11 protein-coding genes are annotated in these 14,193 nt (G+C 65.0%); 9 read left to right on the forward strand and 2 right to left on the reverse strand.

The features are described from left to right. The coding region (locus tag GY937_15700) for a hypothetical protein (protein ID MCP5058150.1) at positions 1 to 517 on the forward strand (517 nt) is incomplete at its 5' end. A gap of 10 nt (positions 518 to 527) precedes the next feature. On the opposite strand, the gene GY937_15705 is transcribed toward GY937_15700, so the two are convergent. Beyond that, on the reverse strand, positions 528 to 1,640 hold the full coding sequence (locus GY937_15705; protein ID MCP5058151.1) for an S-(hydroxymethyl)glutathione dehydrogenase/class III alcohol dehydrogenase: 1,113 nt from the start codon (positions 1,638 to 1,640) through the stop codon (positions 528 to 530). Between the two features lie 78 nt (positions 1,641 to 1,718). On the opposite strand from GY937_15705, the gene GY937_15710 reads away from it, so the two are divergent. The 8 genes from GY937_15710 (at position 1,719) to lpdA (ending at position 12,454) form a co-directional block, all read left to right on the forward strand. Beyond that, complete coding sequence (locus tag GY937_15710) at positions 1,719 to 2,585, forward strand: acyl-CoA thioesterase II (GenBank protein MCP5058152.1); 867 nt, start codon at positions 1,719 to 1,721, stop codon at positions 2,583 to 2,585. A gap of 32 nt (positions 2,586 to 2,617) precedes the next feature. Beyond that, entirely contained in the window at positions 2,618 to 3,247 is a 630-nt protein-coding gene (locus tag GY937_15715) for a TetR/AcrR family transcriptional regulator (protein MCP5058153.1), read from the forward strand. A gap of 2 nt (positions 3,248 to 3,249) precedes the next feature. Further along, positions 3,250 to 4,275, forward strand: coding sequence for a hypothetical protein (locus tag GY937_15720; protein MCP5058154.1), 1,026 nt, complete (start codon positions 3,250 to 3,252; stop codon positions 4,273 to 4,275). Next, on the forward strand, positions 4,272 to 5,126 hold the full coding sequence (locus GY937_15725; protein ID MCP5058155.1) for an alpha/beta hydrolase: 855 nt from the start codon (positions 4,272 to 4,274) through the stop codon (positions 5,124 to 5,126). The genes GY937_15720 and GY937_15725 overlap by 4 nt, the downstream gene beginning before the upstream one ends. Next, positions 5,123 to 6,532 (forward strand): MATE family efflux transporter, encoded by a 1,410-nt coding sequence (locus GY937_15730; protein MCP5058156.1) that lies wholly within the window; start codon positions 5,123 to 5,125, stop codon positions 6,530 to 6,532. The genes GY937_15725 and GY937_15730 overlap by 4 nt, the downstream gene beginning before the upstream one ends. 147 nt (positions 6,533 to 6,679) lie before the next feature. Beyond that, positions 6,680 to 9,340, forward strand: a complete 2,661-nt coding sequence (gene aceE, locus GY937_15735; GenBank protein ID MCP5058157.1) for a pyruvate dehydrogenase (acetyl-transferring), homodimeric type — start codon at positions 6,680 to 6,682, stop codon at positions 9,338 to 9,340. 4 nt (positions 9,341 to 9,344) lie between these two features. Next, complete coding sequence (locus GY937_15740) at positions 9,345 to 10,718, forward strand: dihydrolipoyllysine-residue acetyltransferase (GenBank protein MCP5058158.1); 1,374 nt, start codon at positions 9,345 to 9,347, stop codon at positions 10,716 to 10,718. Beyond that, complete coding sequence (gene lpdA, locus GY937_15745) at positions 10,718 to 12,454, forward strand: dihydrolipoyl dehydrogenase (protein ID MCP5058159.1); 1,737 nt, start codon at positions 10,718 to 10,720, stop codon at positions 12,452 to 12,454. The genes GY937_15740 and lpdA overlap by 1 nt, the downstream gene beginning before the upstream one ends. Before the next feature lie 38 nt (positions 12,455 to 12,492). On the opposite strand, the gene GY937_15750 is transcribed toward lpdA, so the two are convergent. Further along, positions 12,493 to 14,148 carry an AAA family ATPase gene (locus tag GY937_15750; GenBank protein MCP5058160.1) on the reverse strand — a complete coding sequence of 552 codons (1,656 nt, stop codon included), beginning with the start codon at positions 14,146 to 14,148 and terminating at the stop codon, positions 12,493 to 12,495. Between the last annotated feature and the right edge of the window lie 45 nt (positions 14,149 to 14,193).

A 14,193-nucleotide genomic window follows, 5' to 3' on the forward strand; every position in this document is an offset into this window, starting at 1 on the left:
AGGTGACAGTCTGTGCGGTAGAATCCGGCTTCATGAAGGGGCCCTTGTTGAGGGGAAACGGGTGTCGCAACACGTTTCTACCGCAACTGGGGCCTTCTTCAATTCAAGAACGAGACTTCTTCATGAATTTTCCGGGCTAGGTGCCGAAGGGGTGCAGCTCGGCACGCGCATGGTCGCGAGCGCTGAATCTCCCGTGCACGAGAACTGGAAGAAGTCGATCACCGAGGCCAGCGAGACGGATACGATCTTCCTGAATCGGAGATTCGGCCCGGGGCTCCGGGCATTGCGCACCGAGCACACCGAAGCCCTCGAGTACAGCGACCGCAACGTCATCAGTGAACTCGGCAAGGCCATGGAGCTCTATTTCGGAGGAGACATGAACGCCTCGATCGCGCTCACCGGACAGGTCGCAGGGCGCATCGACGAGATCCGCCCCGTCGCGGAGGTGCTGAACGAAATCGTCGGCGAGTTCTTCGAGGTGACCGCCGAGCTGGGAAGGCGCTACCCCGCGAGCTGAGGAGCGATCGTCAGGAATCGAAACCGACCACCGTGCGAATGGATTCGCCGGCATGCATCAGCTCGAAAGCGTCGTTGATCTTCTCGAGCGGCAGCACATGGGTAATCAGGTCATCGATGTTGATCTTCCCTTCCATGTACCAGTCCACGATCTTCGGAACGTCCCTCCGGCTCTTGGCGCCGCCGAAGGCACAGCCCTTCCACACGCGTCCCGTCACCAGTTGGAAGGGTCGGGTCGCGATTTCCTCACCGGCCCCGGCGACACCGATGACGATCGACTCGCCCCATCCCCGGTGGCAGCATTCCAGCGCCTGACGCATCACGTTCACATTGCCGATGCACTCGAAGCTGTAGTCAGCGCCTCCACCCGTGAGTTCTACGAGGTGGGGAACCAGATCGTCCACTTCGGCGGGATTCACGAAGTCGGTCATTCCGAAACGCTCGGCCAGCGCGCGCTTGTCCGGGTTGGTGTCGACGCCGACGATACGGTCCGCACCCACCATCCGCAGAGCCTGGAGAACGTTCAGGCCGATACCGCCGAGCCCGAACACGACGCAATTCGCACCGGCTTCCACCCGTGCCGTGTTCACCACCGCACCGACCCCGGTGGTGACGCCGCAGCCGATGTAGCAGACCTTCTCGAAGGGAGCGTCCTTGCGGATCTTTGCCAACGCAATCTCAGGCAAGACCGTGTAGTTCGAGAAGGTCGACGTTCCCATGTAGTGATAGAGCGCCTCTCCGCCCGAGGAGAAACGGCTCGTGCCGTCGGGCATCAGCCCCTGGCCCTGGGTCGCACGGATCGCGGTGCATAGATTGCTCTTGCCGGAAAGACAGGTCTTGCACTGGCGACACTCCGGCGTGTACAGCGGGATCACATGGTCTCCGGCCGCAACGCTGGAGACGCCCTTCCCCACTTCGACGACGACGCCGGCTCCCTCGTGGCCGAGGATGCTGGGAAAGAGACCCTCCGGATCCCGGCCCGAGAGGGTGTAGGCATCCGTGTGGCAGACGCCGGTGGCCTTGATCTCGACCAGGACCTCGCCGGCCTTCGGCCCGTCCAGCTCCACCTCTTCGATCGTGAGCGGCTTGCCGGCCTCCCGGGCTACTGCGGCGCGCACCTTCATCGATTTTCCTCCTCGGGTCGAGAGCAGGCCGGCAGGGTATCAGGCGGCCGGTGCAGGCACATGCTAGAGACCGCCCTCATGACCAAGCGATTCGACGAACTTCTGCGCCTGCTCGATCTCGAAGAGATCGAGCTCAACATCTTCCGCGGCCAGAACGAGTCCGGCCAGGAAGGGCGGCTCTTCGGCGGCCAGGTCCTCTCCCAGGCCCTCGCTGCAGCGGGCCGGACCATCGAGAACCTTCCAGCCCATTCCCTCCACGCCTACTTCCTGCGCGCCGGAAGCCCGGAGGTGCCGGTCCTCTACACCGTCGACCGGATCCGAGACGGCCGATCCTTCACCACGCGCCGGGTCGTCGCCATCCAGGAAGGGCGCGCCATCCTCAACATGGCGGCCTCCTTTCACGAGCCGGAGCCCGGCTATGACCACCAGACCTCCGCTCCAGAGGCGCCGGAGCCGGAGAGCCTGTCAACCTGGAAGGAAATGATCACCGCCAACATGGATCGCATCCCGGACGCCCGAAGGCGCGAAGCCCGGGGCGCTCCGCCGGTGGACTATCGCTATGTCGACTTGCCGGTCTTCATGGGAGGCGATGCCCGGTCCGGTCCGAACCGGATCTGGGTGCGAGCCGCGGGCGGCGTGCCGAACGACGCGCTGCTTCATCAATGCATCCTCGTCTACGCATCGGATATGTCGATGATCGACACCATGCTCCGCCACCACGGGATGAAGGGCCCTCTGGGGCCGGTCGCCATGGCCGCCAGCCTCGACCATGCGGTGTGGTTCCACAGGCCGTTCCAAGCGGACGAGTGGCTTCTCTATGTCCAGGAGAGCCCCTCTGCTGCGGGCGCCCGCGGCTTTTCCCGGGGCTCGATCTACCAAGGTGGCGGCCTGGTGGCCTCGGTGGCGCAGGAGGGGCTGGTGAGGCCGTCTCGGAAGAGCGGTTGACGAATCATCAGGGATGAATAATTGTCACCCATGTGACCCAGCCGCATCCGATCGCCGCAACTCCCACCGGTCGGAGGGAGCGGCGGAAAGCCGAGACCCGGGCGCGGCTCCTGGCGGCTGCGCGCGCCCTCTTCGTCGAGCGCGGTTATCACGCCACCCGTCCCCAGGACATCGCCTCCGCGGCCGACCTCGCCACGGGCACCTTCTACGTTCATTTCGCCGACAAGCGAGAGGCTTTTCTGGCGTTCTCCGAGCAGGCATCCAGTGAGCTGATGGAGCGGGTCGACGCGGCAGCTCGCCAAAGCACCGACTTCGAAGACCGCATCTATCGTTCGCTGGAAGCCCTGCTGGCCTACTCGGACGAGAATCCGGGCACCCTGCGTACGACGTTCGCCGATGCGGCCTTGATCGCTGCAGATCTGCCGCGCTCAGCCGGCCTGCCCGAGCAGTTGGCCGAATCCATCGCCCAGGGGCTTCGGCATGGCATGGAGGCCGGGCGGCTGGTAGCCGACATGAATCCGGATGTGATTGCCCACGGAATCGTCGGACTGGTCAACCAGGCACTTCGCTACGGAGCCGAACAACGCACGCCACGCCCCGCATTGCTAGGCGAGATCACCCGCTTCGTGGGCCGCGCACTCGTCCACAGGGAAGGGAGTTGAACATGACGAGCCTCCGATTCTCCCAGGACGAGCTGATGCGCTCCCACGACTATGCGTCGCCCCAGGTAGAGGACGGCCAGCAGCTACACGGCGGGTTCGACGCCGACGGCACCTACATTCCGCCGCGCCTCCTGCGCCGCGGACCCGCCATCGAGGCATGGACCGATGCGCTGCGTGCTCGCGGCGGGGAACTCCTGGCAGCAGACGCCTCCTTGCTAGGCGGCATCCGGTACCCGAACCAGGCCCAGATGAAGCTGATGCTCCAGGAGGGCCTGGGACAGACCTTCTGGAACACCCTCACCATCACCGGGCATATCGAGGCGCGGGGACGGGTGCTGGCCGACATGACCTTCCCGGATTTCCGGGACGTGGTGGAAGAAGACATCTCCGAGATGGGAATCGGCCATCTGAATGGCGGAATGCTGACAGCCCATGGCCTGGACGAGGGCGGCGAGCCGGCCCGGGGCATTGGCGGGCACGACATCATGTGGTTCGTGCTTCGTGACCTGGCCTTCGGTGACGTGGACTACCCAGAGCCCACGGTACCGGAAAACATCGCGCGGCCGGAAGGGGATCTCGTGCTTCCGCCGGAAATCCCGGAAGGCCACGCTCGCTTGCTTTCGTTTCTGCTCAATCTGCTGCTGATCGAGTTCCGGGCAGAACTGGGATTCTCCATGACCGAATCCCTGCTTCGCGATCCGGAGCTCTTCACGGATCGACGCAACGAAGCGAACCACGCCTCAGAGATCGTCGAGCGAATCCGCCGGGATGAAGAGGTGCACGTCACCTCGTTGCGGCTCTTCCTCGGTGAATTGCGCAGTGTTCATTTCACGGGACGAAACGGCGCCCGCGTCCCCGGGCATGAACTCGTCGATCCCATCTGGGAGGGCATCGTGCACTGGGCGACCGTGGACCAGCCGAAGCTGGCCGCCGACCAGCAGAAGAAGCTTCTGAGCGGCCGCATCCTCGCCCATCCAGATGGCGAGCAGATCCTCGCCCGCTTCAATGCCCTCGAAGAGAACGCATGAACGGGAGCGAGATCTGCTTTCGCACGGATGACGGCCTGCGCCTCGTCGCTTCCGCGTGGGGAGATCCGGACGCTCCGGCCGTGCTCTTCCAACATGGTGGCGGCCAGACCCGCCACTCCTGGAAGGGAAGCGCAGAAGCGTTGGCCGACCAGGGTTGGTACGCGCTCAGCCTCGACCTGCGCGGACACGGCGATAGCGATTGGGATCCGGCCACCGACTACACACTCAGACGCTACGGCCAGGATTCCGTTTGCGTGGCCCGAGCACTCGGACGTCCGCCGGTGGTGGTCGGCGCATCCCTGGGCGGAATCTCAGCGCTGCTCGGCACCCACGGCGCCGAGAGCGCGCCCTTTGCTGCCCTTGTGCTGGTCGACGTCACCCCGCGCATGGATCTGGATGGTGCCGCGAAGATCATGGGCTTCATGTCCGAGCGGGTTCACGAGGGTTTCGAAAACCTCGAGGAAGCCGCCGACGCCATCGCGACCTACCTGCCCCACCGGCCTCGCCCGAATTCCACGGAAGGCCTGGCCAAGAACCTGCGCCAACGCGAGGACGGTCGCTGGTTCTGGCATTGGGATCCGGCCTTCATGACCGGCCGCAATCGCCCCGGCCTGGCGCTGCGTCAGGAAGACCTCCTCGACGCTGCGCGCGCACTCGCCATCCCTGCGATGTTGGTTCGCGGCCGGATGAGCGAACTCGTAGGCGAGGAGCATGCACGCGAATTCCTGGAACTCGTACCCCATGCGCGATTCGAGGATGTCTCAGATGCCGGTCATATGGTTGCCGGCGACAGGAACGACGCGTTCACGGAAGCCGTAGCCGGCTTCCTCGGAGACCTGGACCGCACGTGAGCGAGCAAGCCGGATCGGGCGCGGAGACTCCTGCCCGCGCTCGATCCTGGACGAGCCACGACCACACCCGGGGGCGCCTGCTCGTCTCCCTGTTCGTCCTGGCCTTGCCGCTGATCGTCACTAGCCTCGCCCAGGCGACCTTCCAGATGGTCGACCTCACATTCCTCAGCCGTCTCGGCGAACAGGCCACCACCGCGGTCGTCGTCACCAACCAGTCGATCCGCCAGGTCTTCTTCATGCTGGCCATGGGCGGCAGTTTCGGCGCTCAGGCGTTGATCTCCCGGGCCATCGGCGAGGGCAACCAGGCGCGGGCCGAACGAGTCACTGGCCAGGTCTTGCTGATCGGCGCGGGGATGTCCGTAACCGTGGCGCTGATCGGACTGCTCTTCGCCGGGCGCCTGCTCGGCGCGATGAACGTCAGCCCGGCCGTGCTCGAACTCGGCGTCCCCTACGTGCGCCTCTCCCTCTTGCTCTCCTTTGGCTTCTTCTTCGGCATGCTCTTCCAGGGCGTACTGCAGGGTGCCGGCGACACGACGACACCGATGCTGATCAGCATCCTGCAGATCCCGATCGCCCTATGTGCCGAGTACCTGTTGATGTTCGGCGCGGGCCCGGTTCCGGCCCTCGGCGTCCTCGGCGTTGCCGCGGGATTGGCCTTCGGCCAGATCTTCGGCCTGACCCTGATGTTCCGCGTGCTCTTCGGCGGGCGCAGCCGCATTCACCTGCGGCCGCACCACCTGCGGCCGGATCGGGAGTGGCTGGGCCGCATCCTGTCGCTTTCGTGGCGACCGGGGCTTCAGATGTTAGGTGGCTTCGTCGTCAACGTGGCATTTCTCAGACTGATGGGAAGCTTCGGCGAGCAGGCTCAATCCGCCTACTCGATCGGCCTTCGGCTCGGCATGGTCGGCCCGATGATCGCTTTCCCCCTGGCGGGAGCTGCCGCGACCCTGGTGGGCCAGAACCTGGGCGCAGGCAACATCCCTCGGGCCTGGCGAGCCGTCGCCGTAGGGTTGGGCGTACACGCCCCGCTTCTGTGGTCGATCGCCCTGGGGCTCTTCTTCTTCGGCGAGCCGTTGATGGCGCTCTTCACCGACGATCCCGAGATCGTTCGCCTCGGTGCCGAGTTCATGGCCTATCAAGCCGGTCAGTTCTTCTTCTTCGGCTTCTCCTTCGTGTTCTTCCGAACTCTCCAGGGCGCCGGAGACATGACCGTTCCCATGGCCATCTCACTCGGGCTCACGATGCTCGTGACGATCCCCGGCGGCTTCTATCTCGCCAGCGATTGGGGCCTGGCAATGGGCCCCCGCGGAGTGTTCGTCGCCAGCCTCGTCAGTGCCGGCCTGATGACCGTGTTGAACGGTGCTTACCTGGCGACCGGGCGTTGGACGACCCGACGACTGCACTGAAGCCCCGAAGCCCCCGAAGGAAGCCACGACCACAGGGCCGAGAGCGGGTGCATTTCGCAACGACGCCGGTGGGTTGGCCTCAAGTAGACGGCCCTTGGTAACCGATTTCCTGGGTGCGACTCTTCACGAGGCAACACAGGGGAAGCCATGGCCGATCCGAAGACGGATCTCGATCCGCAAGAGACCGCAGAGTGGCTGGATGCCCTCGACTCCGCGATCCGCAATGAAGGCGTCGAGCGCGGCCACTTCCTGATCGAGCGCTTGATCGACAAGGCGCGGCGCTCGGGGGCCCACCTGCCCTACTCGGCCAACACCGCGTACCTGAATACGATCCACGCAAGCAACGAGCCCCAGATGCCCGGCGAACCCGGGCTCGAGCACCGCATCCGCTCGATCATCCGCTGGAATGCGATGGCGATGGTGGTGCAGGCGAATCGGGAAGTCTCCGAACTCGGTGGACACATCGCCAGCTTCGCGAGTGCGGCCACGCTCTACGACGTCGGCTTCAACCACTTCTTCAAGGGGCCGGATCATCCGGACGGGCCGGACCTTCTCTACATCCAGGGCCACTGCTCGCCGGGCATCTACGCCCGAGCGTTCCTCGAGGGGCGCATCAGCGAAGCCCAACTCTACGATTTTCGGCGCGAGGTCGAGCGCGACGGCCTCACCTCCTACCCCCACCCCTGGTTGATGCCGGACTTCTGGCAATTTCCGACGGTCTCGATGGGCCTCGGCCCGATCTCCGCCATCTACCAGGCGCGCTTCATGAAGTACCTGGAGAACCGGGGCCTGGCCGAGATGGGCCAGCGCAAGGTCTGGGCGTTCATGGGTGATGGTGAGATGGACGAGCCCGAATCCCTCGGTGCCATCGGCCTTGCTGCCCGCGAGAACCTGGACAATCTGATCTTCGTCGTGAACTGCAACCTGCAGCGGCTCGACGGGCCGGTACGTGGCAACGGCAAGATCATCCAGGAACTCGAAGGCACCTTCCGTGGCGCAGGTTGGAACGTCATCAAGGTGATCTGGGGCGATCGCTGGGATCCACTTCTGGCCCGCGACAAGAAGAACCTGCTGCTCGAGCGCATGGAAAGCGCCGTCGACGGCGACTACCAGAACTACAAATCCCGGGGCGGGCGTTATGTCCGGGAGCATTTCTTCGGCGCCCATCCCGAACTCGAAGCCATGGTGGCCAACTTCACGGATGACGACATCTGGCAGCTGAACCGGGGAGGCCACGACCCGAGCAAGGTCTATGCGGCCTACGACGCCGCCGTCCATACGACCGGCCAACCCACCGTGATCCTCGCCAAGACGGTGAAGGGCTATGGCATGGGCGAAGCGGGTGAGGGCAAGAACTTCACCCACCAACAGAAGAAGCTCGGCGAAGAATCCCTGAAGAAGTTCCGCGATCGCTATCGAATCCCGATCCCCGACGACAAGATCGGGGAGACGCCCTTCTACAAGCCCGACGCCAACAGCCCGGAACTCCGCTACCTGCAAGAGAGACGTGCGGCCCTGGGTGGCTCCCTGCCCGCGCGCAGAGCCGAGATGCCGAGGCTCGAGATTCCAGCGCTGTCGGCCTTTCAATCGCTGTTGGATGGAACCGGCGAGCGAGAAATCTCCACCACCATGGCCTTCGTGAGAATGCTCTCCGCGCTCACCAAGGACAAGGAGATCGGCCCGAGCATCGTCCCCATCGTGCCCGACGAATCGCGCACCTTCGGAATGGAAGGACTCTTCCGGCAAGTCGGAATCTACGCTTCGGAAGGTCAGCTCTACGAACCCGTTGATTCGGATACGATCTCGTACTACCGCGAGGACAAGGGCGGCCAGATCCTTCAGGAGGGAATCAACGAAGCGGGCGGACTGGCCTCGTGGATTGCTGCGGGCACGTCGTACACGAACCACGGCCTGCCGATGATTCCGTTCTTCATCTTCTACTCGATGTTCGGCTTCCAGCGTGTCGGCGATCTGATCTGGGCCGCCGCGGATTCCCAGGTGCGGGGCTTCCTGCTAGGCGGCACAGCCGGGAGGACGACGCTCTCGGGGGAAGGCCTTCAGCATCAGGACGGTCACAGCCCGCTGCTCGCCGCAACGGTTCCGAACTGCCGGACCTACGACCCGGCATATGCCTACGAACTGGCCGTGATTCTCCAAGACGGCATGCAACGAATGTACAGCGACGGAGAAAACGTCTTCTACTACCTGACGGTGATGAACGAGAACTACGCCCAGCCCGCCATGCCCGAAGGCTCCCGGGAGGGGATCCTGCGCGGCATGTACCGGCTTCGCGAAGCACCCGCCGGCGACGGGCCGAAAGTGCGGTTGCTCGGCAGCGGCACGATCCTTCGCGAGGTCCTGGCGGCTGCGGAGCTGCTCGAGAGTGATCATCAGGTTCGCGCGGAAGTCTGGAGTGTCACCTCATGGAACGAGCTGCGGCGGGACGGAATGGAAGCCGAACGCTGGAATGGCCTCCACCCCACGGAGCCCCAACGCAAGAGCTATGTCGAAGAGAGCCTCGGAGATGCCCAGGAACCGGTCATCGCAGCAACGGACTACATGCAGGCCCTTCCCGACCAGATCCGGCCGTTCGTGCGTGCGCGCTTCCGCAGCCTGGGAACCGACGGCTTCGGGCGCTCGGACACCCGGGAGCGATTGCGCCACTTCTTCGAAGTGAATCGCTACTTCGTCGCAGCCGCAGCGTTGAAGACTCTTTCGGACGAGGGACATCTCCCGCCGAAGAGAGTCCAGGCCGCCCTCGAGAAATACGGCATCGATCCTTCCAAACCGCACCCTTGGAAGGTCTAGACACGTGAGCAGCCTTCTCGAATTCCGTCTTCCCGACATCGGCGATTTCCAGGGCGTCGAAGTCGTCGAGTTGATGGTCAGCGCCGGCGACACGGTCGAGAAAGAGCAATCGCTGATCGTGCTCGAAAGCGACAAGGCCACCATGGAAGTTCCAGCGCCCTGCGCGGGCGTCGTCCAGGAGCTGCGTGTCGCGTTGGGGGATCAGATCAGCGAAGGAGACCTGATCGCGGTCATCGAACCTGCGAGCGACGGGGTACCCGCCGAAGAACGACCCGATGCCCAACCGCCGCCGACGCCCGAGCCGCCTGCAGCCAGACCAACTCCGCAGCCCGAGCCGTCTGCAGCCAGACCAACTCCGCAGCCCGAGCCGTCTGCATCCGCCGCAGCCCCGGCTCTGGGCACGCCGAACGCCATGGCGGTGCCGACGATCCTGGAAGAAGGCGAAGACCCGCCCGAGGCCTGGAAACCGGCCAAGGCCCACGCCAGCCCATCGGTTCGTCGGCTCGCGCGCGAGCTGGGCGTCGATCTCACTCTCGTGCCCGGAGGCGGGCGCAAGGGCCGCATCCTGAAGGACGACGTCCAGGCCTTCGTCAAATCACTGGTCAGCGGCGGCGCCGGCGGCGGCGTTCCGATCGCCGGCGTGCAGGTCGCGGCTCCCCTCGAGATCGATTTCTCGAAGTTCGGCGAAACGGAGCTGCAGCCGCTGAACCGTATCCGCAAGCTCTCGGCCTCCAACCTGCATCGGAGTTGGGTCACGGTCCCTCATGTCACGCAATTCGATGAAGCGGACATCACCGAACTCGATGCGTTCCGGAAGAGCCAGAAGCCCGAGGCAGAACGTCGCGGAGTGAAGCTCACCTTCTTGCCTTTCGTCGTCAAAGCCGTCACGACGGCGCTGCGCGACTTCCCGCACTTCAATGCGTCCCTCGATCTCACCGGCGAGAACCTGATCTTGAAGCGTTATTTCAACATCGGGGTCGCTGTGGAGACGGAAAATGGCCTCGTCGTGCCGGTGATCCCGGACGCGGAGAACAAAGGCCTCTTCGAACTGGCCGGCGTGCTCGGGGATCTCTCGGAACGTGCCCGCACGCGCAAGCTGCGACCGTCGGATCTGCAGGGCGGAAGCTTCAGCATTTCGAGCCTTGGCGGGATCGGAGGCACCTTCTTTACGCCGATCGTGAATCATCCGGAGGTCGCCATCCTCGGCATCTCCCGCATGGAATGGAAGCCCGTTCACCAGGATGGAGCCTTCATCCCCAGGCTCATCCTGCCGCTCTCCCTCTCCTATGACCATCGGGTGATCGACGGCGCGGACGCCGTGCGCTTCACCAGCCACCTCTCGGGCCTGCTCTCGGATCTCCGGCGTCTGCTGCTCTGATGCCGGAAGCCGTCACGGTTCGCGTCCCCGATATCGGGGAGTTCGACGGCGTCGATGTCGTCGATCTGCTGGTCGGCCCCGGCGACACCCTCGCCGTCGAGGATTCCATCGTCACCATCGAAAGCGAGAAGGCCTCGATGGACGTGCCCTCGCCGGTCGCAGGCATCGTCGAGCGAATGTTGGTCCGTGTCGGCGATCAGGTCGGCGAAGGCAATGCGCTCTGTGTCGTGCAGGTGGAGGCGTCCGCGGCAGTGGAGACGCCGGCGGCTGCGGAACCGGAGCCCTCCGAAAAAGCGGAGGCCACTGCGGCCCCGACCCTCAGCTCATCTGCGCCGGATACGGAAGTGCTCGTCCTGGGCGGCGGCCCCGGCGGCTACACCGCAGCCTTCAGGGCGGCCGATCTCGGCAAGAAGGTCACGCTGGTCGAGCGCCACGCGACGCTCGGTGGCGTTTGCCTGAATGTCGGCTGCATCCCCTCGAAGGCCCTGTTGCATATGGCCGATGTGATCGAGGAAGCGGCAGCGCTTGCAGAGCACGGTGTCGATTTCGGAACGCCTCGGCTCGATCTCGAACGGATTCGCGCGCGCAAGAACGAGGTGGTCCTGGGGTTGACCCGAGGCCTCTCCGGACTGGCGAAACAACGACACGTGGAGATCATCCAGGGCGAGGGCCGGTTCGTCGGCAGCCACGAACTCGAGGTCCATGGAAAGGATGGCACCCGCCGCATCCGCTTCCAGAACGCGATCATCGCGGCTGGCTCGCGCACCGTGGAGCTTCCGGGAATCCCCGATGACCCGCGCGTGCTCGATTCGACCTCCGCTCTCGAACTGGGATCCGTCGCCGGCAAGCTGCTGGTGATCGGCGGCGGCATCATCGGCCTCGAAATGGCCACGGTGTACGCGGGCTTCGGCGCTCGTGTCTCCGTGGTCGAGCTATTCGACCGTCTGATGACCGGTACCGACCGCGATCTGGTCCGCCCCCTGGAGCGACGCTTGAAAAAGCGCCTGGACGCGATCTGGCTCGGCACCCGGGTCGAAAGGATCGAGAGCAAGGCCGATGGTCTGGTCGTGACCTTCTCCGGAAAGGATGCTCCGGAACAGGAGCGCTTCGATCAGGTATTGGTCGCCGTCGGGCGCCGACCCAACGGCGACCAGATCGGCGCCGAAGCCGCCGGAATCCTCGTGGACGAGCGCGGCTTCGTATCCGTGAATGCCGAGCAACGCACCAACCTGGCTCACATCTACGCCATCGGCGATCTCACCGGCCAGCCCATGCTCGCACACAAGGCGACCCACGAGGGTAAGACCGCTGCCGAAGTCATTGCCGGCCTTCCCGCTTCCTTCGACGCACGCGCCATTCCCTCGGTCGCCTACACGGATCCCGAGATCGCCTGGACCGGCGTCACCGAGGAAACAGCCAAGGCCGAAGGCATCCTGGTGCGCAAAGCCGTCTTTCCCTGGGCTGCGAGCGGCCGCGCCCTCGGCATCGGCCGCAGCGAAGGCCTGACCAAGTTGCTCTTCTCAGAAGAAGATGGGCGCCTGGTCGGCGCAGGCATCACGGGCCCCGGCGCCGGCGACCTGATCGCAGAAGCCACCCTGGCGCTCGAGCTCGGCGCCGATGCCGAAGACATCGGGCTCACCGTCCACCCGCATCCGACGCTCTCGGAGACCATCGCCATGGCCGCCGAGCTGGCGGCGGGAACCATCACGGATCTACTTCCCCCGAAGCGCCCGTAGCGGTCGGCAGCCTCGGCAGTTTTCGGGAAAGCCGACGGTCAGCGTTCGTCGGGGCGCAGAACGAGGAAGATCTCGTCCTCCCCGAGCTCCACGGTACGCGTCGTGACCTGCCCATCCGGGAAACGCGCCACGATCTGGCGCGAGCCTCGTGGAACGGCCAGCTCGCCCAACGGTGTCTCGCCGGCAGGTTCTCCGTCGATCTCGATGTTGGCCCAGGGAATTGCGTTCACGTTCATCCGGCCCAGAACCGGAGTCACGACCACGGGCGAATCGATCGAGGTCCGTTCTTCGTTCCGAGGGGGCAGCGTTTCTTCGATTCGGGGTTCCGGGGGTCCCTCGGTAGCGACACCAACCGCAATGCCCATTCGATCCGACACTTCTGGGAGAGCAACCACCGAATCCGTCGCTGGAGCCGGCGCAGCGACATCGATCGAGGCGGGAACACTCGAGGGGGGCGTCTCCACGATCTCGCTCGGCGTTTCACCAGGCGTGAGCCAGACCACGGCGAGCAGGGAGCCGCTGAAGCCCAACAGAAGTCCCCCGAGAAGGCCCAGTGCAACCCAGCGTGCCCGATCATCGGACAGGGCCTCCCGCAAGGCTGCGATCCAGCCCGGTTCAGGACGAGGGAGACGGCCCGCCACAGGCTCGCGAAGAGGCCCCTCGGCAGCCGGAACCGATGACGCACGATCGAGGTCGGGGTTTCCCAACGCGGGGCGCGAAGATCGCGGGCTCTCCGCCGCAGCCTGTTGACGCTCGGGGGTGACGAGTTCGGGCCCGGGAGCCGGCCGCCGATAGGTGGACGGCAGGTTCGCAGCAAGCTCGGCGATCGCCTCGCGATCCGTCATGGGCCGGCGCGGAGAGTCCGCAACCTCGTCCGGGGCGGATCCTGCCTCGGCAGACGGAGCGTCCGCTGCCATCGCCTCAGTTCGCGGCTTCGGGGCAACCTCGGCAGGCGGATTCGGTGCTGGTTCACTGGCCATCGACGTCTCTGCCCTCCGGGTGGACGCTTGTCGACGGATCAAGGCGGTCGCCAACGAGTGAAGCGCAGCCAAGGAGCCGCCGGCCTCTCGATGCAGCTCGGCGATCGCCGCATCGTCGAAGAGCGCAAACATCTCGCTCGAGGCGCCTCCCAATCGCAACCGCTCGCGCAGGTATTCCCGCGCCTCCGTGGGAGACAAAGGCTCTGTCAGCCAGATTTCGCCAGGCGCTCCTTCGCCCTCGTTCGCGGGCAGCTCAGCCGTCTCGCAAAGGAGAAGCCGCAGCCCGGCCTGGAGAGCACAGGCTTTCGCCAGGCTCCGGCGGGTTTCTGGCGGTTGGAGATGTGCGTCGTCGACCATGACCAGCAACGCGCCTCCTCGGTCGTGTGCCCTGGCCGCGACCCTTGCCACCGCCTCCTTGGCCGTACCGCGCGCTCCGAGCTCCTCAGCGATCCAAACCCACAGCTCCTCCGGCTCGAGCTTGGGATACGGCAGATACACGCAGCGCCAGCTGTCTCCGAGTTCCTGCGCGACTCTGCGAAGGAGGAGCGTCTTGCCGATGCCCGCTGACCCGGCCAGACGAACGCATGGATCACCACCGTGCAGCAGCTTCAGCAGCCCACCTAGCCCCAATCCGTCGTTGTGAGGTGAACGCCGGACATTGAAATGGCCCTGTGAGTGTGAGATGAAGGAGTTACAAGGCTTCTCCACCGACACCCAACAAGGCCACTTCAGTGCGATTGATTCAAGGCTCTATTCGGA

This window comes from bacterium, from assembly GCA_024228115.1.
GTDB lineage: Bacteria > Myxococcota_A > UBA9160 > UBA9160 > UBA6930.

What these genes read in the sequence shown, in the direction of transcription:
- GY937_15710 (MCP5058152.1), top strand. Translation starts at nt 1,719, where the DNA reads ATGACCAAGCGATTCGACGAACTTCTGCGCCTGCTCGATCTCGAAGAG.
- aceE (MCP5058157.1), top strand. Translation starts at nt 6,680, where the DNA reads ATGGCCGATCCGAAGACGGATCTCGATCCGCAAGAGACCGCAGAGTGG.
- GY937_15705 (MCP5058151.1), bottom strand. Translation starts at nt 1,640, where the DNA reads ATGAAGGTGCGCGCCGCAGTAGCCCGGGAGGCCGGCAAGCCGCTCACG.
- GY937_15720 (MCP5058154.1), top strand. Translation starts at nt 3,250, where the DNA reads ATGACGAGCCTCCGATTCTCCCAGGACGAGCTGATGCGCTCCCACGAC.
- GY937_15725 (MCP5058155.1), top strand. Translation starts at nt 4,272, where the DNA reads ATGAACGGGAGCGAGATCTGCTTTCGCACGGATGACGGCCTGCGCCTC.
- lpdA (MCP5058159.1), top strand. Translation starts at nt 10,718, where the DNA reads ATGCCGGAAGCCGTCACGGTTCGCGTCCCCGATATCGGGGAGTTCGAC.